At 72.9% G+C, this 19,423-nt stretch carries 13 protein-coding genes; 7 read left to right on the forward strand and 6 right to left on the reverse strand.

Going from position 1 to position 19,423, the window contains the following annotated elements:
- Positions 1–49: 49 nt before the first annotated feature.
- From ACFWV2_RS21400 to ACFWV2_RS21410, 3 genes are all read right to left on the reverse strand, one after another.
- Positions 50–1,588 (reverse strand): DUF5719 family protein, encoded by a 1,539-nt coding sequence (locus ACFWV2_RS21400; protein ID WP_384406609.1) that lies wholly within the window; start codon positions 1,586–1,588, stop codon positions 50–52.
- Entirely contained in the window at positions 1,585–5,319 is a 3,735-nt protein-coding gene (locus ACFWV2_RS21405; RefSeq protein ID WP_384406611.1) for a glycosyltransferase family 2 protein, read from the reverse strand. Before ACFWV2_RS21405 ends, ACFWV2_RS21400 begins: the two co-directional genes overlap by 4 nt.
- Positions 5,320–5,560: 241 nt before the next feature.
- Positions 5,561–5,824 carry a WhiB family transcriptional regulator gene (locus ACFWV2_RS21410; protein WP_015033978.1) on the reverse strand — a complete coding sequence of 88 codons (264 nt, stop codon included), beginning with the start codon at positions 5,822–5,824 and terminating at the stop codon, positions 5,561–5,563.
- Positions 5,825–6,505: 681 nt separating this feature from the next.
- On the opposite strand from ACFWV2_RS21410, the gene ACFWV2_RS21415 reads away from it, so the two are divergent.
- From ACFWV2_RS21415 to ACFWV2_RS21425, 3 genes are read left to right on the forward strand one after another with little or no spacing between them, the layout of a single operon-like run.
- The gene (locus ACFWV2_RS21415) at positions 6,506–7,015 is read left to right on the forward strand and encodes a cysteine dioxygenase (RefSeq protein WP_384406613.1); all 510 of its coding nucleotides are present in this window, start codon (positions 6,506–6,508) and stop codon (positions 7,013–7,015) included.
- Between the two features lie 13 nt (positions 7,016–7,028).
- Positions 7,029–7,985: a 2-phospho-L-lactate transferase gene (gene cofD / locus ACFWV2_RS21420; protein ID WP_384406615.1), complete on the forward strand. Its 957-nt coding sequence runs from the start codon at positions 7,029–7,031 to the stop codon at positions 7,983–7,985.
- Positions 7,982–9,289: a coenzyme F420-0:L-glutamate ligase gene (locus ACFWV2_RS21425; RefSeq protein WP_384406616.1), complete on the forward strand. Its 1,308-nt coding sequence runs from the start codon at positions 7,982–7,984 to the stop codon at positions 9,287–9,289. The genes cofD and ACFWV2_RS21425 overlap by 4 nt, the downstream gene beginning before the upstream one ends.
- Before the next feature lie 107 nt (positions 9,290–9,396).
- Here ACFWV2_RS21425 and ACFWV2_RS21430 read toward each other — a convergent pair whose 3' ends face one another.
- From ACFWV2_RS21430 to ACFWV2_RS21440, 3 genes are all read right to left on the reverse strand, one after another.
- Positions 9,397–10,365: a DNA-3-methyladenine glycosylase family protein gene (locus tag ACFWV2_RS21430; protein WP_384406618.1), complete on the reverse strand. Its 969-nt coding sequence runs from the start codon at positions 10,363–10,365 to the stop codon at positions 9,397–9,399.
- 178 nt (positions 10,366–10,543) lie between these two features.
- Positions 10,544–11,626: a sugar phosphate nucleotidyltransferase gene (locus ACFWV2_RS21435; RefSeq protein ID WP_384406620.1), complete on the reverse strand. Its 1,083-nt coding sequence runs from the start codon at positions 11,624–11,626 to the stop codon at positions 10,544–10,546.
- A 104-nt stretch (positions 11,627–11,730) separates the two neighbouring features.
- Complete coding sequence (locus ACFWV2_RS21440) at positions 11,731–13,266, reverse strand: N-acetylmuramoyl-L-alanine amidase (RefSeq protein ID WP_384406621.1); 1,536 nt, start codon at positions 13,264–13,266, stop codon at positions 11,731–11,733.
- 136 nt (positions 13,267–13,402) lie between these two features.
- On the opposite strand from ACFWV2_RS21440, the gene ACFWV2_RS21445 reads away from it, so the two are divergent.
- The 4 genes from ACFWV2_RS21445 (at position 13,403) to ACFWV2_RS21460 (ending at position 19,421) form a co-directional block, all read left to right on the forward strand.
- The gene (locus ACFWV2_RS21445; RefSeq protein ID WP_384406623.1) at positions 13,403–14,155 is read left to right on the forward strand and encodes a TIGR03089 family protein; all 753 of its coding nucleotides are present in this window, start codon (positions 13,403–13,405) and stop codon (positions 14,153–14,155) included.
- A gap of 178 nt (positions 14,156–14,333) precedes the next feature.
- On the forward strand, positions 14,334–15,557 hold the full coding sequence (locus ACFWV2_RS21450; protein WP_384406625.1) for an LCP family protein: 1,224 nt from the start codon (positions 14,334–14,336) through the stop codon (positions 15,555–15,557).
- A gap of 307 nt (positions 15,558–15,864) precedes the next feature.
- Entirely contained in the window at positions 15,865–17,592 is a 1,728-nt protein-coding gene (locus ACFWV2_RS21455; RefSeq protein WP_384406627.1) for an LCP family protein, read from the forward strand.
- Positions 17,593–17,642: 50 nt separating this feature from the next.
- Positions 17,643–19,421 (forward strand): LCP family protein, encoded by a 1,779-nt coding sequence (locus ACFWV2_RS21460; RefSeq protein WP_384406629.1) that lies wholly within the window; start codon positions 17,643–17,645, stop codon positions 19,419–19,421.
- Positions 19,422–19,423 lie beyond the last annotated feature (2 nt).

Below are 19,423 nucleotides of genomic sequence, written 5' to 3' on the forward strand. Positions count from 1 at the left end.
GGTCCGTGCCTGCCGGACCGGCGTTGATCCGGTGCCTGCTGGTCAGGTCCTAGTCCAGCACCCCGAGGTTCTGGTGTGCCGTCGGGACCTCGACCGTGCCGCGGTCGTCGGCGAAGGTCTGGATCGTGAACATCGGTGTGCCGTCCAGGGGCAGCGCCAGGGTCCTGGCCGCGTACACCCTGCCGCCCGAGACCGGTTCGACGGTGATCGCGTACGAACCCTTGAGGCCCTCGGGGACCAGGTCCGTGAGGGTCGTCGTCGTACCGCCCTTGACCGTGACCGTCCTCGACACCGGCGTGCCCGCCGCGGAACCGGCCGAGGCCGTGACCTTGACCTGGGCGGCGGCGTCGGGCGCGGTCAGGGAGAGCGTCGTGGCCCCGGCCCGGTTGTCGGCGACCGTCGCGCGGTCGGAGATCGCCGCGGCCGCCGGTACGAAGGCGACCTCGGTGTTGTCGCCCTTGCCCCGCACCACCCGGAGGGCGGCCACGAACGGGGTGGGCTTCTTCGGGTCGCTCGGGGTGAGCAGCAGGGAGCCGCCCTCGCCGCGGGTGAGGTCCGGCAGGTCGACGGAGGCCGTCATCCCGGACTTCAGGTGGAGGGAACCGGCGCCGGCCGGGACGATCGTGCCGGTCGCCGTGACGAGCTGGACCTTCAGGTCGGCGTCGTCGTTGCCGGGGGCGAAGGCCACGAGCCGGACGGAGGTGGCGTCGGCGGGGATGCCGGGGAGTACGGCGCGGCTCGCCGGGTCGGTCGCGGCCGCGATCCAGTCGCTGCCGAGCTTGTCGTCGGCGGCGGCGACGGCCGCGCCGAGCCGTCCGCTGCGGGTGGTGACGTGGACGGTGACGACCTGCTTGGCGGCCTCGCCCGTGAGGGTGGAGAGGAGCACGGGGACCGTGGAGCGGGCGGGGACCGGGATGCCGTCGGTGAACTGGGACGTGAGGGGGCCCTCGGGCCCGTACAGCTCGATGTCGGCGACGGCGGCCGCGTCGTCCGGGTTGGTGAGGTGGACGTAGTCCTGGCGCTCCTTGGCGGTGGAGGCCGCAGGGAACCAGAAGTCGGTGTCGGGGGCTCCACAGCTGAGGCCGAGGAGACCACCCGCGCCGCCGGCGGGGACGACGGTGGTCTGCTGGACGGTCCAGCCGGGCGCGAGGGTGCCGGTCGCCGAGCCGGCGAGGGCGGGCACGGCGGGGCCTTCCGCCTCGGCGGTGACGGGCTTGCCGGGGGCGGTGACGGTGGCCGGGGCCTTGGGGGCCTTGGGCTTCTTGCCGCCCTTGGCGGTGCCGCCGGAGGGCGTCGTGCCCGCGGCGGGCCGCAGCTGGGCGGTGGGCTGCTCGGCCTCGCCCTTGCCCGGGGCACCGGCCGCCGAGCCCGAACCCGTGCTCGGAGGGGTGTACGAGGTGTAGCGCGTCTCGGCCACCTCGGAGGTGCTGGGCGCCGGGCAGACCAGGCCCGCGCGCTCCACCGGCAGGCGCGTGGGGGCCTTGGCCCCGGGGGTGGCGGTGCCGTCCGGGGCCGTGAGGGACGCGAAGCCGGTGAGGGCGGCGAGCCCGGTGGCGACCGCGATCAGGGAGAGGGTCGTGCGCTTCACTGGTTGCTGCTCCCGTCGGGACGCTGCTCGGTCTCGTGGCCCTGGGGGTGCCCGTAGCCGTAGGTGTACGGGTCGTACTGCTGCTGGTCGGGATGCTGCGGCTGCTCGTACTGCTGGGGCGGCTGCTCGTACTGCTGCTGCTCGTGACCCTGCTGCTCGTACTGCTGCTGGTCGTGCTGCGGCTGCTCGTACCCCTGCTGGCCGTAGCCCTGTTCGTAGCCCTGCTGGGGGTACGCGTACGGCTGCTGCTGGTACGGGTCGGCGGCGTAGTCCTGGTAGTAGCCCTGCTCGGCGTACGCCTGGGGCTGGGGCTGCTCCTGGTTCTGGGCCTGGGGCTGTTCCTGGGCCTGGGCGTAGGCCGGGTCGTAGCCGCCCTCCCATTCCTGGGGCTCGTACGCCTGCTGCTCGGGGACGGCGGCGGGTTCGCTCCCGGGTCCCGCCCCGGTGGCCCCGGCCTCGGCCTCCGCCTCCGCCTCCGCGGCGGCGCGCAGACGGCGGGCCCTGCGGCCGTCGCCCTCGGTCGCCTGGGCGGGGATCGCGAGTTCCTCGTCGGGCAGGTCGTCGTCGATCTGGCGGCGGCGGCCGGGCAGGGCGAGGACGAGGAGGACGACGGCGAGGCCGGCCTGGGTCCAGATCCACGCGGTGCGGGTGAGCGGCTGGTCGTAGGTGACGTCGAGGCGGCCGGCTCCGGCGGGGAGTTCGAAGCCCTGCGCCCAGCCGTCGACGGTGGTGCGTGTCAGCTCCTTGCCGTCGAGGGTGGCGGTCCAGCCCTCGTCGGCGCGGTCGGCGAGGCGCAGGACCCGGCCCGCGGGGCCGGCCGGGATGTCGGTGTGCGCCTCGACGGGGCCCGCGGCGACGGCGACCGGGGGCGTCGCCTTCGCTGTGTCGGCCGGCTTCTCCGCCGGTCCGGCCGGCGGGACGATCATGACGCGGGCGATCTCTCGGTCCACGCGCCAGAGGGCGCTGCCGTCGAGCTGGCTGAGGCGGCTGAGCCCGGGGGTGGAGTCGAGGACGCGGCTCATCTGGCGCGGCGCCCCGTCCCGTACGAGGACGTAGCGGATCGCGTAGCCGCTGAGCTCCTGGGTCTGGTCGGCGCCGGAGCCCGCGACCAGGTGGGCGACGACGGCGTCGAGACGGGGGTCCGCCTCGGCGCCCGCGGTGAGTTCGGCGTCGCCGAGGCGGGCGCCCGAGCCGCGGACCAGGCTGTAGTCGACCTGGCCGGGCGAGCCGCCGCCGAGGACGAGGGTGCGGGGCTGGTCGCGCGTACCGCTCTCCTCGGCGACGAAGGCCGGGACCTGGACCGGGTCGCGGCGGGTCAGCGGACCGTCGGCGCCGGCGATCATCCAGCCGGCGGCGGCGACGGCCGGGCCGACGGCGCAGGCGAGGGCGATCAGGGCGGCCACGGGCTGGCGCCAGCCGAAGCCGTGGGCGGCGACGCGGGTGCGACCGCCTTCGGCGCCGATCATTCCGGCGGCGATGAGGGCGGCGCCGTAGACGAGGGTGGCGGGTCCGGCCCAGCCGGTGCCGCCCGCGCCGTTGGTGAGGACGGCGAGGAGGAGTCCCGCGAGGGCGGCGGTCCAGGCGGCGAGGACGGCGGTCCGGCGTTCCTCGCGGAGCAGTCCGGCCAGGGCGGCGAGGACGAGTCCCAGGAGGAGGAGGCCGCCGGTGGTGCCGGGGCCGCCCGGGCTGGTGCCGAGCAGGTCGAGCGCGGTGGCCGTGCCCGTACGGATGTCGCGGCCGGCTTCGCGCAGGAGGGCGGCGGGGTCGGTGAGGAGGGTGAGCGACCAGGGGGCGAGGACGAGGAGGGGGGTGCCGACGGCGGCCAGGAAGCGGAGTCCGTACGCGGTGATGTCCGAGCGGCGTACGACGAGGACGCCCAGGCCGAGGAGGACGGCGAGCGGCCACACCACCGGGGTGAAGGCCATGGTGAAGGTGAGCAGGAAGGTGTACGCCCAGGTGGCGCGCCAGCTGCCCCGGTCGGGCCGGTTGAGGCCGTGGGCGGCGACGGCGGCGCGGGCCGTCAGCGGGAGCAGGATCGCGAGGACGGCGGTGCCGAGCCGGCCGGTGGCGAGGGCGCCGGTGGCGGCGGGCAGGAAGGCGTAGGCGATGGCGCCCCAGGCGCGCAGAAGCCGGGACTCGACGATGCCTCGGGAGGCGAAGTACGCGGTGAAGCCGGCGAGCGGGACCGAGCAGACGAGCAGCAGGGTCAGCGCGGTGGAGGTGGAGCCGAGGAAGAGGGCGGAGAGCGCGGCCAGGACGGCGAGGTAGGGCGGGGCGGTCTGGGTGCCGCCGGTGCCGAGGGCGTGCCAGGTGTCGGCGTAGCGCGACCAGAGGCCGGAGACGGTGTCGGGGGCGGGCAGCAGGGCGCCGCCGGCCAGGGAGCCGCCGACGAGGAGGTTGCGGCAGGCGACGAGGGAGACGAGGAGCAGCAGGGCGAAGAGGACCGGGCCGGGTCTGGCGGCGATCTTCTTGAGCCGGGCGAACTGCTCGATCTCCAGGTAGTCGGCGTCGTCGCCGCCGGGACCCGACTCGACGACGCCGTGGCGGGAGCCGCCGGAGTCGGCCTCGTCGCCGCCGAAGTCCGCGGTGAGCTGTTCGACGGCGGCGCGGACGGTGGCGCCGGGCGGGGGGAACAGCGGGCGGAGCTCGCTCGCGGCGACGGCCGGGTTCTTGCGGCGTTTGCGGGCGGCGAGGATCTTCTCGGGGCGCAGGAGGGTGGCGAGGAGGCCCATGACCTCGTCGACGGCCTGCCCGGGGACCTTCCCGACGAGGTAGGCGAGGGTGCGGAGCAGGGTGCTGAGGACGAGCCTCAGGAGGACGTACGGGAGGGCCGCGCCCCGGGTGTTGGCGAGGAGGGTGTAGACGGCGCCGGCCTTGTCGACGCGGTGCGGGTTGGCGGCGGTGCGCCCGGCGCAGTCGACGGTGCGGCGCTCGCGGGCGGAGGCCTCGGCGTGCCGGAGGACGGCGTCGGGGGCGATGAGGACGCGGTGGCCGGCGGAGTGGGCGCGCCAGCACAGGTCGACGTCGTCGCGCATGAGGGGCAGGCGCCGGTCGAAGCCGCCGAGCTCCTCGAAGACGTCCCGGCGGATCAGCATGCCGGCGGTGGAGACGGAGAGGACGGAGCGGACCTGGTCGTGCTGGCCCTGGTCCTGCTCGCGGCGGTCGAGCCCGGTCCAGCGGCGGCCGCTGCGGGCGATGGAGACGCCGGTCTCCAGGAGCTGCTTCCTGTCGTACCAGCCGCGCAGTTTGGGTCCGATGACGGCGGCGTGCGCGTCGGAGTCGGCGACGCGCAGGAGTTCGGCGAGGGCGGCGGGCTCGGGGGCGCAGTCGTCGTGGAGGAGCCAGAGCCACTGGACCGGTTCGCCGTGCGGCAGGTCGGGGAGGTCGTAGGCGTCGTCGTTCCAGGTCCGGCTGACGGGGTCCCAGCCGCTGGGCCGCTTCAGGTAGGGCAGGTCCTCGGGTCCGAGCACGGGCGCGGTGCGGGCGGCCTCCTCGACCGCGGTGCCGAAGCCGGTGCGGCGCGCGAGGTGGAGGACGCGGTCGGTGCCGATGGCGTCGGCGAGGAGCTGCGCCGAGTCGTCGGCGCTGCCGGTGTCGGCGGCCACCACGTTCTGCACGGGGCGTTCCTGGGCGAGCAGCCCGGCGAGGGCGTCCGGCAGCCAGCGGGCGCCGTCGTGGGTGACGAGCACGGCGGTGACGACGTGTCGCGGAAACTCAGGAGTTGAGGACATCGAGCTACGGGCCCTCCGGCCGGGGTCGCCCGCGAAGGGCGTGGGGAGCGTCTCGGACGGAGGCCCACACTAACGGCTGCACGCGGAGCGGTCCGCCGACCTGTGGACAGAGGGTGCGGAACGGTTTCGTACAGAACACGCAGAACGGTCCGCCGCCTGTGGATGGGTCACAGGGGCGGACCGTTCCGCGTGTCGTGGTGGGCGCGGCCCGGTGCGCGGGCACCGGCGGGCTTCGCGCCGTTCAGACGGCGGCCTTCTTCAGGCGGCGTCGCTCGCGCTCGGAGAGGCCGCCCCAGATGCCGAAGCGCTCGTCGTTCTGCAAGGCGTATTCGAGGCATTCGGAGCGGACCTCGCAGGCGAGGCAGACCTTCTTGGCCTCGCGGGTCGAGCCGCCCTTCTCGGGAAAGAAGGACTCGGGATCGGTCTGGGCGCACAGCGCGCGCTCCTGCCAGCCGAGTTCCTCGTCCGCGTCCTCGACCAGCAGTTCCTGGAACAACTCGGTCATGTGCGCCCCTCGTCTGTTCTGTGCGTCCCCGTGATGTTGCCGTTGCGAAACCGGCCGAACGACACGAGTGAAATTACAAGTTCGTGCTCTGTGCGAGTCAAGCCGAGATCTGCTATTGGGCCCGGTATTCACTCTGCGGAACCAAGCGTATGCGGAAAGTGTTCAAATCACCAAAAAACGTGACACATGCCACCGGTCTGGCCGCACCGCGTGGTCCCGCAAGGAAGACGTCCAGGACGTGGATCTTGTTGCGATCCAGCCATGGAAGCGATCCGGATCACAGTCCGATCACGACCCGCCCCGCCCTCACGACGAGGCTGCCAGGTTTACGAGCACGACCGAAGCGCCATCTCTCCTGGTCGGCGCATGAGCAAACCTTTCTCCCCGCGCAGCAATCAGAAGAGGTGAAACATTACCCCCAAATCGGGCATTGAGTTGACAGTCGGGTGCCCTGGCGGCCACCTTTGGTGGCATGCCAGCGACCGCAGCGCTCTCCGCGACCCACAGCCGTGGGTTCCGCCGCGCTGTCCAGGCGCGCTGTTGCTGTTGTTGTTCCAGCTGTTGATGCCGTAGAGCTCCAGCTTCTCCTCATAGCGCCACCCCGCGTCACACGCGTCACTCGCGTCACCTCTGCCTCGTGACCCCCACCGCTTCTGTTTCTGCTGAGGAACCTCCCCACCCATGAACATGGACAGCGACCTTCAGATCGCCGGCGACATCCTCGAGGTCCCGCACCTCCTCCAGCCCGAGCGCCCCCACCCGGTCACCGTGGCCGAGTTCGCCGGCCTCGCCCGCTCGATCGCCGACGACCGCGCCCAGTGGGCCCCGTACGTCGAGTACGACGCCACCACCCGCTGGTACCACCGGCTGCGCACCGGCCCCGGCTACGAGGTGTGGCTCCTCTCCTGGGTGCCCGGCCAGGGCAGCGGGCTCCACGACCACGGGGTCTCCTCCGGTGTCCTGACCGTCCTGGAGGGCGAGCTGACGGAGCGTACGGACCGGGGCACGCGGACGCTCGTGCCCGGCGCGGAGCGGGTGTTCGCGCCGGGGTACGTCCACGAGGTCGTCAACGACTCCCTCGAACCGGCCGTCAGCCTGCACGTCTACTTCCCGGGTCTCACCGAGATGCCGATGCACGAGTCGCTCCAGGGCCGGTGCGCCCCGGCCGCCCCCGGTGTCGTCGTCGCCTGACAGACTGCTCCGCATGCGCATTGTGGTTCTGGCCGGCGGCATCGGTGGTGCCCGTTTCCTTCGCGGCCTCAAGCAGGCCGCGCCTGACGCGGAGATCACGGTCATCGGCAACACCGGTGACGACATCCATCTCTTCGGGCTGAAGGTCTGCCCCGACCTGGACACGGTGATGTACACCCTCGGCGGTGGCATCGACGAGGAACAGGGCTGGGGCCGCCGCGACGAGTCCTTCACCGTGAAGAAGGAGCTCGCCGAGTACGGCGTCGGACCCGAGTGGTTCGGTCTCGGCGACCGGGACTTCGCGACCCACATCGTCCGTACGCAGATGCTCGGCGCGGGTTACCCGCTGAGCGCCGTCACGGAGGCGCTGTGCGCCCGCTGGCAGCCCGGCGTACGCCTCCTGCCCATGTCCGACGACCGCGTCGAGACGCACGTGGCGATCGAGGTCGACGGCGAGCAGCGCGCGGTGCACTTCCAGGAGTACTGGGTGAAGCTGCGCGCCTCCGTGGACGCGAAGGCGATCGTGCCGGTCGGCGCGGAGGCCGCGAAGCCCGCGCCGGGTGTCCTGGAGGCCGTCGCCGACGCGGACGTCATCCTCTTCCCGCCGTCCAACCCCGTGGTCAGCGTCGGGACGATCCTGGCCGTGCCCGGGATCCGCGAAGCGATCGTCGCGGCCGAGGTGCCCGTCGTGGGCCTCTCCCCCATCGTGGGGGGCGCGCCCGTGCGCGGCATGGCCGACAAGGTGCTCGCGGCCGTGGGCGTGGAGTCCACGGCGGCGGCCGTCGCCCGGCACTACGGCTCCGAACTCGTCGACGGCTGGCTCGTCGACACCGTCGACGCGGGCGCCGTCGCGGAGGTCGAGGCGGCGGGCATCCGCTGCCGGGCGGTCCCGCTGATGATGACCGACATCGAGGCGACGGCCGCGATGGCGCGGGAGGCGCTGGCGCTCGCCGAGGAGGTCCGCGGGTGACCCCCGTACCCCCTTCGTACCGGGTCTGGGCGCTGCCCGGACTGCCGGAGGTGGCGGCCGGGGACGACCTGGCCAAGCTGATCGCCTCCGTCTCGCCTGACCTCGTCGACGGGGACGTCCTCCTCGTCACCTCCAAGATCGTGAGCAAGGCCGAGGGGCGGGTGGTCGCCGCCGCCGACCGCGAGGAGGTCATCGACGCCGAGACCGTGCGGGTGGTGGCGCGGCGCGGGACCCTGCGGATCGTCGAGAACCGGCAGGGGCTCGTCATGGCCGCCGCGGGGGTCGACGCGTCCAACACCCCCGCCGGGACGGTGCTGTTGTTGCCCGAGGACCCCGACGCCTCGGCGCGGCGCATCCGTTCGGGGCTGCGCGAGGCGCTCGGCGTCGACGTGGGGGTCGTCGTCACGGACACCTTCGGGCGGCCCTGGCGCAGCGGGCTCACCGACGTGGCGATCGGGGCGGCCGGCGTGCGGGTCCTCGACGACCTGCGCGGCGGGACCGACACGTACGGCAATCCGCTCAGCGCGACCGTGGTCGCCACCGCCGACGAGCTCGCCGCCGCGGGCGACCTGGTGAAGGGCAAGGCGGCGGGTCTTCCCGTCGCCGTCGTCCGGGGCCTGCCGCACGTGGTGGGCGGGGACGAGGAGCCGGGCGCCCGGGCGCTGGTGCGCGGCGCGGCCGACGACATGTTCCGGCTCGGTACCTCGGAGGCCGTACGCGAGGCGGTGACGCTGCGGCGGACCGTACGGAAGTTCACTTCGGATCCGGTCGACCCGGGTGCGGTACGGCGCGCGGTCGCCGCGGCCGTGACGGCTCCGGCGCCGCACCACACCACGCCGTGGCGGTTCGTGCTCCTGGAGTCGGCGGCCTCCCGGGTCCGACTGCTCGACGCGATGCGGGACGCGTGGATCGCGGACCTGCGGCGGGACGGCAGGTCCGAGGAGTCCATCGCCAAGCGGGTGCGCCGCGGGGACGTCCTGCGCGACGCGCCCTACCTGGCGGTGCCCTGCCTCGTCATGGACGGCTCCCACCACTACGGCGACCCGCGCCGGGACGCGGCCGAACGCGAGATGTTCGTGGTGGCGGCGGGCGCGGGCGTACAGAACTTCCTGGTGGCGCTCGCGGGTGAGCGGCTCGGCTCGGCATGGGTGTCCTCGACGATGTTCTGCCGGGACGTCGTACGGGAGGTCCTCGACCTGCCGGCCGGGTGGGACCCGCTCGGCGCGGTCGCGATCGGCCATCCGGCGGCGGCGCCGAGGGAACGGGCGGCGCGGGGGGCGGCGGAGTTCGTCGAGGTGCGGTGAGAGGTGGGGTGTGCGGGGCACGGGCCCCGCATGATCCGGACGCCCGGCCCTCGGGCCTTTCGTTCGGATCAGTCCCCGCGAGCCCGGCCTGATCCGAACGACGGGCCCTAGATCCGCGTGATGTCGCCGGGGGTCATGCGTGGGGCTCTGCGGGGTGGGACGCGGCCGCTGAGGAGGATCAGGCGGGCCGCTCGGTGGCGCTGGCCCGCGTACGGGGCCAGGAGGTCGAGCATCGCCGCGTCGTCGGTGGTCCGGTCGCCCACGAGCGCCCAGCCCACGATGCCGGGGAGGTGGAGGTCGCCGGTGGTGACCTCGTCCGGCGCGCCGTTGCTGCGCTGGACCGTCTCGGCGCTCGTCCAGGGGCCGATGCCCGGGACCAGTTCCAGGCGCTCACGGGCGGCCGGCGGGGCCATGTGCGCGGCCTCCTCCAGGCGGGCCGCCACCTGGGCGGCGCGGACGATGGTGGCCGAGCGCTTGCCGTCGACGTTCGCGCGGTGCCACTCCCAGGACGGGATCATCGCCCACGTACGCGCGTCCGGCATCACGTGCATACCCTCGGGGGCCGGTCCCGGCGCGGGCTCGCCGTACTTCCGCACGAGCACCCGCCACGAGCGGTACGCCTCGTCCGCAGTGACCTTCTGCTCCAGGACCGAGGGGATCAGCGACTCCAGGACCAGGCCGGTGCGGGTGAGGCGGAGGCCCGGGCGGCGGCGGTGGGTCGCGAGGACCAGCTTGTGGCGGGGGACGAAGGCGGCCGGGTCGTCGTCGGCGCCGAGCAGCCCGGGGAGGCGGTCCAGGAGCCAGGGCGCTCCGGGGCCCCAGGCCTCGGCCGCGGCGCGTCCCTCGCGGATACGGACCCGGAGGGTCCCGGGGCCGTCCGGGGTGCGGCTGGCCCGCCAGACGGAGCCGTCGGGGGTGGCGCGGAAGGTGGGGTCGGCGGGGCCGCGGCGGAGGGGGCCGAGGGTGAGGCCCAGGTCGAGCGGGGTGTCGTCCGTGACGGCGACGGGAGCGTGGGTGTGGCCGCCGCGCACGGTGGTGCGGGTGGGAGTGGTGGGGGGTGTGAAGCGGCCGGCCATGGATACGAGCGTAACGGGGCCGGAGTGGGTGCGGATGCGGCGCCGTCCCAGGTCCTCGGGGTGACGGGCCCGAGGGACGGGCGCCGCGTGCGTGGTGCCCCCCCCGGGGCCCACGCCCTGCGGAACGCACGGGCACGACGGGACGACCACGTGCCCGTGTGGGTAATGGTGCGCGTGGTTACTGGTCCGAGGAGAAGCGGACCGTGGCTGCCGGGAGGGTGGCGTCGCACCAGATGCGGACGCCCTCGCGGAGCTCGTTGTCGGGGCCCACGTGGGCGCCGTCGCCGATGACCGCTCCCGTGAGGACCGAGCGCGCGCCGATGCGGGCGCCCGCGCCTATGAGCGAGTCGGTGATCACCGCGCCCGGTTCGACGACCGCGCCCGCCAGGATCGTGGAGCCCGTGACGCGGGCGCCCTCGCCGACCACCGCGTCCGCGCCGACGACCGTGCCGCCGGTCAGCTTGGCGTCCGGGGCGACCCGGGCCGTCGGCAGGACCAGGCGGTCGCCGCAGCGGCCCGGGACGGCCGGGGAGGGGGCGCGGCCGAGGACCAGGTCGGCGGAGCCGCGGACGAAGGCCTGCGGGGTGCCGAGGTCCAGCCAGTACGTGGAGTCGACCATGCCCTGGAGGTGTGCGCCGGACGACAGGAGTTCCGGGAAGGTCTCGCGCTCGACCGAGACCGGGCGGCCCGCGGGGATCGTGTCGATGACCGAGCGCCGGAACACGTACGCGCCCGCGTTGATCTGGTCGGTGACGATCTCCTCGGGCGTCTGCGGCTTCTCCAGGAAGGCCGTGACGCGGCCGGTGGCGTCCGTGGGCACCAGACCGAAGGCGCGCGGGTCCTCGACCCGGGTGAGGTGGAGGGAGACGTCCGCGCCGGAGGAGGAGTGGGTGGCGACGAGCGCCCCGATGTCGAGGCCCGTGAGGATGTCCCCGTTGAAGATGAGGACCGGGTCGTCGGGGCCCGAGTGCAGCCGCGAGGCCACGTTGCGTATCGCGCCGCCGGTGCCGAGGGGCTCCTCCTCGGTGACGTACTCCAGGCTCAGGCCGAGCGAGGAGCCGTCTCCGAAGTGCGGCTCGAAGACCTCGGCCAGGTAGGAGGTGGCGAGCACGATGTGCTCGACGCCGGCGGCGCGGGCGCGGGCCAGCTGGTGCGTCAGGAAGGGGACGCCCGCTGCCGGGACCATGGGCTTCGGCGTGTTGACCGTGAGCGGTCGCAGCCTCGTTCCCTTGCCACCGACCAGGAGGATCGCTTCTGTCACCTTGTCGTCTCTGCTTCCTGTTCGGGGTCGGTCAGCACGCCCGTGTCGGTCGTCCGTGCGATATGACCGGTCAGTTTAGGCAGATGGTTGCCCCGATGCCCCCATCAGCGCCTCCCCTGGTACTTCGCGGAGCTCGCGCGGGCCGTCCCGAGCTTGCCGTACAGCCGTACTCCGGGGCACTCCGTCGCGAATCCGTCGCGGTGTCCCGCGATGGCGTTGAACCGGACCTTCTTGCCCTTCGCGTACAGGTTTCCGCCTCCTGAGACGAGGTACGACGTTCCCTTCGGGTTCACCCCGTGCAGCCCGAGTTTCCAGGCCGTCAGGCGGGCGACGGCCGTCACCGCGGCGGCGGGCGGAGTGGTCTTGCTGAAGGTTCCGAGGACGGCGATGCCCATGCTGTTGGTGTTGAAGCCGAGGGTGTGCGCGCCGAGGACCGGCTTGGCCACTCCCCCGGCCCGTCCTTCGTAGATGTTTCCGCACTTGTCGACGGCGAAGTTGTAGCCGAAGTCTCGCCATCCGCTGCTCAGGACGTGGTAGCGGTAGATACCGCGCAGGACGGAGGGTGCCTGGGCGCAGGTGTAGTTGTTACCGGTCGCGCTGTGGTGCACGAAGGCCGCCTTGATGCTCTTCGTGTAGACGAAGCCCTTCTCGCGGATCTTCTCGTCCGCGCCCCAGCCCTTGCGCGTGATGATCTTGGGTCGGGGACCGATGTACGGCTTCGCCGCGGCCTGGGCCTCGGGCAGGGCGTCGGGCAGAGCCGGTTCCTTGGCCTCCGCCGGCTCCACCACCTCGGCCGGCTCCCCTGCCTCCGCCGGCTCCATGTACGGCGTGGACGGCGCGTACGGGACCGTGAACGCGGTCGCCTCCTTCGACAGGGCCGGGATCCAGGCCGCGCCGTACGGGGCGAGCTGGGCGTTGACCGCGCTGACCGCCGCCTCCGCCGCACCGAGCCCGGCCTGGACCAGGGCGGCCACAGCGGTACGCGCGGCGGGAGCGACATCGGGAGCGGCCGCCGCCGCGACGCCCACCGGGGTGACCTCGGGAGGGGTCTCCGGAGCGGTCTCGGGGGCGGTCTCCGCCGGGCCCTCGCCCGGGTCGACCAGTTCCAGGCGCAGGCCCTCGGGAAGCGGTTCCTCCCCCCGTACGCGGATCTCGACGCCGTCCGAGTCGCCCACCCACAGCGGGGCCGTGGAGCCCTTGAGCGCCCGGCCGGCGCCCTCCGCGGTGTCGGGGTCGGCGCCGTGGTCGTCGTTGTGGGTCTCCACGTCCTGCCACGGCGACCAGGCTCCGCCGCCGGTGGCCCGGGTGCGGACCTGGACGGTGCCGTGCAAAGCGGCCGTGGGGTCGTCCCACACGACGCCGACGAGTGAGAAGGGCTGGACGTCGAGCCGGGTGAGTCCCTGCGTCTCCGTACCGTCCGCCCCGCCCCCGAAGGACCGGTCGGACGCGTCGGACAGGGGTTCCAGCGGGAGGGACCGGGTGGAGCCGTGGAGGTCGGGCGCGGGTGGCAGCGCGGAGAGCGAGGAGGGCGGCCCGAGCGCCTGGGGGACCTCGGCCGCCGCGGGCGCGGCGAGGGAGACCGGCAGGGCGAGGACCGCCGCACAGCTGACGGCGATCGAGGAGGCGAGTGAGGCACGCATGGGCCGATCGTGCGTACCCGTGAGCCGTTCCGCGCGCCGGGAACGGGCCCGGGAACTGACGGCGTGTCGGCCGACCGGTGGACGGCGTCACCGGTACGGCGGACCCCCGCACGGCGGCGCGCGTACGCTGTCCGGCGTGAACGCCAGCGACCGCACCCCCGCCGACCTGCTGCGATCCGCGCTCGCCGCGGACCCCGCCCGCCCCTTGGTCACCTTCTACGACGACGCCACCGGTGAGCGGGTGGAATTGTCCGTCGCCACCTTCGCCAATTGGGTGGCCAAGACGGCGAACCTGCTCCAGGGCGAACTGTCCGCCGCTCCCGGCGACCGGCTCGCGCTGCTGCTGCCCGCGCACTGGCAGACCGCCGTCTGGCTGCTCGCCTGCTCCTCCGTGGGGGTCACCGCGGAGGTCGGCGCCGACCCGGCCGACGCCGACCTCGTGGTCGCGGGGCCGGACGCGCTCGACGCGGGGCTCGCCTGCTCCGGGGAGCGGATCGCGCTCTCGCTCGCCCCGATGGGCCGCCGCTTCCCGGCCGCGCCCGCCGGATACGCGGACTACGCGGTGGAGGTACCGAGCCAGGGCGACCGGTTCGCCCCGTTCGTACCGGTCGATCCGGAGGCCCCCGCGCTCGTCGTCGACGGTACGGAGCACAGCGGCGCGCAGGTCGTCGCGCAGGCCCGCGCCGACGCGGAGGCGCTCGGCCTCCCTCCCGGCGCCCGGCTGCTCTCCGGGCTCGGGTACGGGCACTGGAAGGGTCTTTCGGCCGGTCTGTACGCGCCCCTCGCGGCCGGCGGCTCCGTGGTCCTGTGCCGGAACGCGCAGCAGCTCGCGCCCGAGGCCCTCGCCCAGCGGGTGGAGAGCGAGCGGGTGACGGTCACCGCCGTCTGACGCACCCGTTCGGACCAGCGACGCGCCGGGTCCCCGGGCCCGGGCGCGCCGTCCGGTACATGATCGGCCCAGGGGGAGTGGACTCCTTCCGTACAACCATGTGTCGGGTTCGGCCGTCTCCTTCTACGACCGGCGGCCGCCCGGCGTGCCGCCGACGCCATGAAGGACGGACTGAGACGTGACGGACCGCGCGGGCACGCCCGCCGAACCGGATCCCCCTCCGGCGGACGGGGACACCCCTCCGGCGGAGGGCACGGCGCCCGGAGCGCCGGAGGAGCCGCGCCGGCGCCACTGGCTGCGGTGGACCGCCCTGGGCGTCTCGTTCGTGGTGCTGGCCGCGGCCGGGGTCGGCTGGTGGTTCTACCGGAAGCTCGACGGCAACATCACCACGGACACGACCGCCGCCGCCGAGCTCCGGAAGTACGAGAAGGAGCGCCCGGCCGCGGTCGTGTCGGCCGCCCGGAACATCCTGCTGATCGGTTCGGACACCCGGGCGGGCGAGGGGAACCGCCAGTACGGCAGGGACAAGGGGACCCAGCACTCCGACACGACGATCCTGCTGCACCTGTCGGCGGGGAAGTCGAGCGCGACCGCCGTCTCCCTCCCCCGCGACCTGATGGTGACGATCCCGAGCTGCCCCAAGGGTGACGGGACCCGGACCGGCGAGCAGTTCGCGCAGTTCAACTGGGCGTTCGAGTTCGGCGGTACGGCGTGCACGATCCGTACCGTCGAGAAGCTGACCGGGATCCGGGTGGACCACCACATGGTGATCGACTTCCGGGGCTTCAAGAAGATGGTGGACGCGGTCGACGGCGTGGAGGTCTGCCTCAAGGAGCCCGTGGACGACCACGACGCGAAACTGAAGCTGCCCGCGGGCCGCCAGACGCTCCGCGGGGAACAGGCGCTCGGCTTCGTACGCGCCCGGAAGTCCATCGGCAACGGCAGCGACACGGAACGCATGGACCGCCAGCAGCAGTTCCTCGGCGCCCTGGTCAGCAAGGTGCAGAGCGACGGGGTGCTGCTCAACCCGACGAAGCTCTATCCGGTCCTGGACGCGACCACCAGGGCGATCACCACCGACGCGGGGCTCGACTCGCTGCGGGACCTCTACGACCTGGCGCGGTCGATGCGGGCGGTACCGACGGAGAAGGTGCAATTCCTCACGGTCCCCCGCCGCCCGTACAGATTCGATGCGAACCGGGACGAACTGGTACAGCCGGCGGCGAGTCAACTCTTCACGCAGCTACGGGAGGACCGGCCCGTGGTGGTCACGCCGGGCGGGAAGGACGACGACGGGCAGGACGGCGGCACGGACGGGAAACCCGACGACGCGGACATCCCGACACCCTCGGTGACCCCGACGTTCACCGGTCGGAACGCCGCGGAAGGGGTGTGCTCCTAGGGGGCTCACGAGACCGGGCCGACGGTGGGCACCGGCGGGCGGGGCGCCTCGGAGGGGCCCCGGGGACGGGTGGGTAAAGGCCACACCAAGGGGAGGGCGGGGAGCGATGAGGTTTGAGCAAATTGCCCGGTTGTAAGGGGGGTGGAATTTGTCACGCGCGTCGCCCCACGCTGAACTGGGCGGATAGTGTGACGCGATCCGGTGCACCCCGACGCGTGGTCGCACTCACCAAGGATCGAACGACCGAGAGAGCGGCGCCCGGTGGGGAAGGCGCCTCGCGTGGCACCGACGGAGGACTCGAGTAACCGTGGACGCGCACAGCCGTGGACGGGCGGACGAGATCGACCCCGCCGACCAGTGGGTGCTCAACCCGCAGACCGGCAACTACGAACTGCGACTGGACCACTCCGCAGGGCAGCCGACCACCCAGGCGCCGGCGAGGCCCCGTAGATCCACCGTTCCCGCTCCCGCCCCGTCCGACACCCCCGCCGAGGCACCTGTTCCCGGGCAGCGCCGCCGCAGGGTCACCGAGCCGGGCGGCGGAGCACCCCAGCCGCCCGCGAGCCGCCGCAAGCGCAAGCAGGGCGCGTCCCGCAAGAAGAAGGTCCTGCTGTGGACCGGGGGCACGATGGCCCTGGTGCTCGTGGGGGGCGCGACGGGCGCGTACATGCTCTACAGCAAGCTCGACGGCAACATCGACGTCGTCGACCCCGTCGGCATGGAGAGCAAGGGCTTCCGCAAGGGCGAGGCCTTCAACATCCTGATCATCGGCACCGACAAGCGGACCGGGGAGGGCAACGGCGGCTACGGCGACAAGAACAGCCCCGGCCACGCGGACACCACGATCCTCTTCCACGTCTCCAAGGACCGCACCAACGCCACGGCGGTCTCCATCCCGCGCGACCTGATGACGACGATCCCCGAGTGCCAGTCCCGGCAGGACGACGGGTCGATCCTGACGATCCCCGCCCAGCAGCAGGCCCGGTTCAACGTGAGCCTCGGCCAGGACGGCCGCGACCCCGGCTGCACCATGCGCACGGTCAAGGAACTGACCGGCCTGACCGTCGACCACTTCATGATGGTCGACTTCAACGCCGTGAAGGAGCTGACCTCGGCCGTCGGCGGCGTGAAGGTCTGCGTCGAGAAGGCGGTGGACGACCCCAAGTCGCACCTGAAGCTGCCGGCCGGCGAGTCGGTCATCGAGGGGGAGCAGGCCCTCGCCTTCGTCCGTACCCGCTCCAGCTTCGGCAACAAGAGCGACCTGGACCGGATCAAGATCCAGCAGCAGTTCCTGGGCTCCATGATCCGGCAGATGAAGTCGGACGAGACGCTCACCAGCCCCACCAAGCTCCTCGACCTCGCCCAGGCGGCGACGAACGCGCTCACCGTCGACAAGGGCATAGGCTCCCTCTCCAAGCTCCAGGACCTGGGCAAGGAGCTTTCCGGGATCGACACGAAGAACATCTCGTTCGCGACCCTCCCGGTCATCGACAACCCGGCCGAGCCGAAGCCGATCACCGTCGTGCCGCATCCGACGCAGGCACCGCAACTCTTCGCCGCGCTGCAGGCCGACGTCTCGCTCACCGCGGTGAAGAAGAAGACCCAGGACGCGAAGAACGCCCAGGCGCAGGCCCAGGCGAAGCTGCTCCAGGGGGCGCGTGCCGCGGCCGCCGACGTGCGCGTCGACGTCTACAACGGCAGCGGCATCACGGGCGCGGCCCAGTCGACCATCAACTGGCTGCAGAACGAGCAGGGCGTGAACCGCTCCACCAACAAGAGCAACGCCCCCGACAAGGCGGCGAAGACCACGCTCACCTACGCACCGAACCAGGCCGATCAGGCCCGCGCGCTCGCGGACATGATGGGTCTGGCGGCCACGGCGCTCAAGCCGGGCACGCAGGACGCCGGGGAACGCGAGCCCATGACGCTCGTCCTCGGCGCCGACTTCAAGGGCGCGGGGGTGCCCATCAACGGTCCGACGAAGGCGCCGGCCGTCGACAAGGTAGAAGCTGACAAGCAGGTGTGCGCCAAGTGACCCGGAAACACCGGGTCTCCGCGCACTCCTGACTGACGAGGGGACCTGGGGTGGGACAGAAGAGCGTGCGTGGGGAGGGAACGCGGGGACGCGTTCCGCGCGCCCGTGAACGGGGCTGGGACGACGACCTGCACGGCGCCGGTGAGGTCACCGGCGTCGGGGGCGACGTTCCCGAGGAGAACGCGGCCCGGACCGACGCACCCGCGTCGACCCGCGCCGAACGCCGCCGCGGAACCGCCGCCGGCGACGCCGGCGGTACGGGGTCGGGTGGCGGTACGGGAGCGGGCGGCCGCGCCGCCGCACGCCGTCGCGCCAAGAAGTCCGGCAAGCGCAAGGTGCTGCGCTGGGTCGCCATCACGATGTCGGTGCTGATACTCGGCACGGCCGGCGCCGGATACCTGTACTACGAGCACCTGAACGGCAACATCCGCGGCGGCTCGCGCGCGGGCGGCGACAGCGGTGTGAAGAAGGCCGCGCCGAACGCGCTCGGCGACACCCCGCTGAACATCCTCCTGATCGGCTCCGACAGCCGGGCCGACGCCAAGAACGTGGCGCTCGGCGGCGGCAAGAACCTCCGTCAGGCGAAGCCGCTCGCGGACGTGCAGATGCTGCTGCACGTCTCCGCCGACCGCCAGAACGCCTCCATCGTCACCATCCCGCGCGACACGATCGTGCCCATCCCGGAGTGCAAGGGCGAGGACGGCTCCACCTACCCGGCGACGACCACCGAACCGATCAACGAGACGCTGGGGCGCGGCGGTCCCGGCTGCACCCTCACCACCTGGGAGAGCATCACCGGGGTCTACATCGACCACTGGATGATGATCGACTTCGCGGGCGTGGTGGCGATGGCCGATGAGGTCGGCGGCGTCCCCGTCTGCGTGAAGACCGGCGTCTGGGACAGGTCGACCCGGCGGGTGAAGGGCGGTTCGGGCCTGCAGCTGCCCGCGGGCACCACGGAGATCCAGGGCAAGCAGGCCCTCCAGTGGCTCCGTACCCGGCACGCCTTCGGCAACGACCAGGGCCGGGCCAAGGCCCAGCACATGTACATCAACGGCATGGTCGAGAAGCTCCAGAAGCAGAACGCCTGGAGCGACACCGGGCAGCTGACCGGCCTCGCCGAGACGGCCACCAAGGCGCTCCAGGTCTCCGACGAACTGAAGTCGGTGAAGAAGCTCTTCGACCTGTCGATGCAGCTCAAGAACGTGAAGATGAACCGTCTGACGACGGCGACGGTCCCCACGGTCGAGTGGTCCCAGAACCGGAACAAGCTCCAGATGGTCAAGTCGTCCGCCGACAGGATGTGGGCGATGCTCCGCGACGACATCGCCTTCGACAAGAACGGCAAGCCGGCCACGCCCAAGCCGAAGCCGGACACGCCCGCGACGCCCAAGGCCACCGCCGAGGCCCCCGGCTCCTTCGCCGTCACCGTCGCCAACGGAACCGCCGGAACGAACGGGGCGCCCGTCGAGGGGCGCGCCAAGGCCGTCACCGAGAGCCTGACGGGCAAGGGCTTCACGCAGGCGGAGGCCTCCAAGGAGCCGCAGCCCCGCGAGGACTCGGTCGTCATGTACCCGAAGGCCGACGGCGACCAGGGCCGGGCGAACGCGGTGTCCGTGGCGAAGGCCCTCGGACTGCCGGAGACCAAGGTGCGGCCCGACGCCGAGGCGGACGGCATCACCCTGGTCGTCGGCGCCGACTGGCGCGAGGGCGCCACGTACAAGAAGCCGACGGCCGTCGCCGGCGACCTGCCCGAGGGCGCCGACGACAAGGCGACCTGCATGGACATCTACTCGGTCTACAGGTGGGACGGGAAGAGCAAGAGCTGACC

Source organism: Streptomyces sp. NPDC058671 (genome assembly GCF_042716475.1).
In the GTDB taxonomy this organism is placed as follows: domain Bacteria; phylum Actinomycetota; class Actinomycetes; order Streptomycetales; family Streptomycetaceae; genus Streptomyces.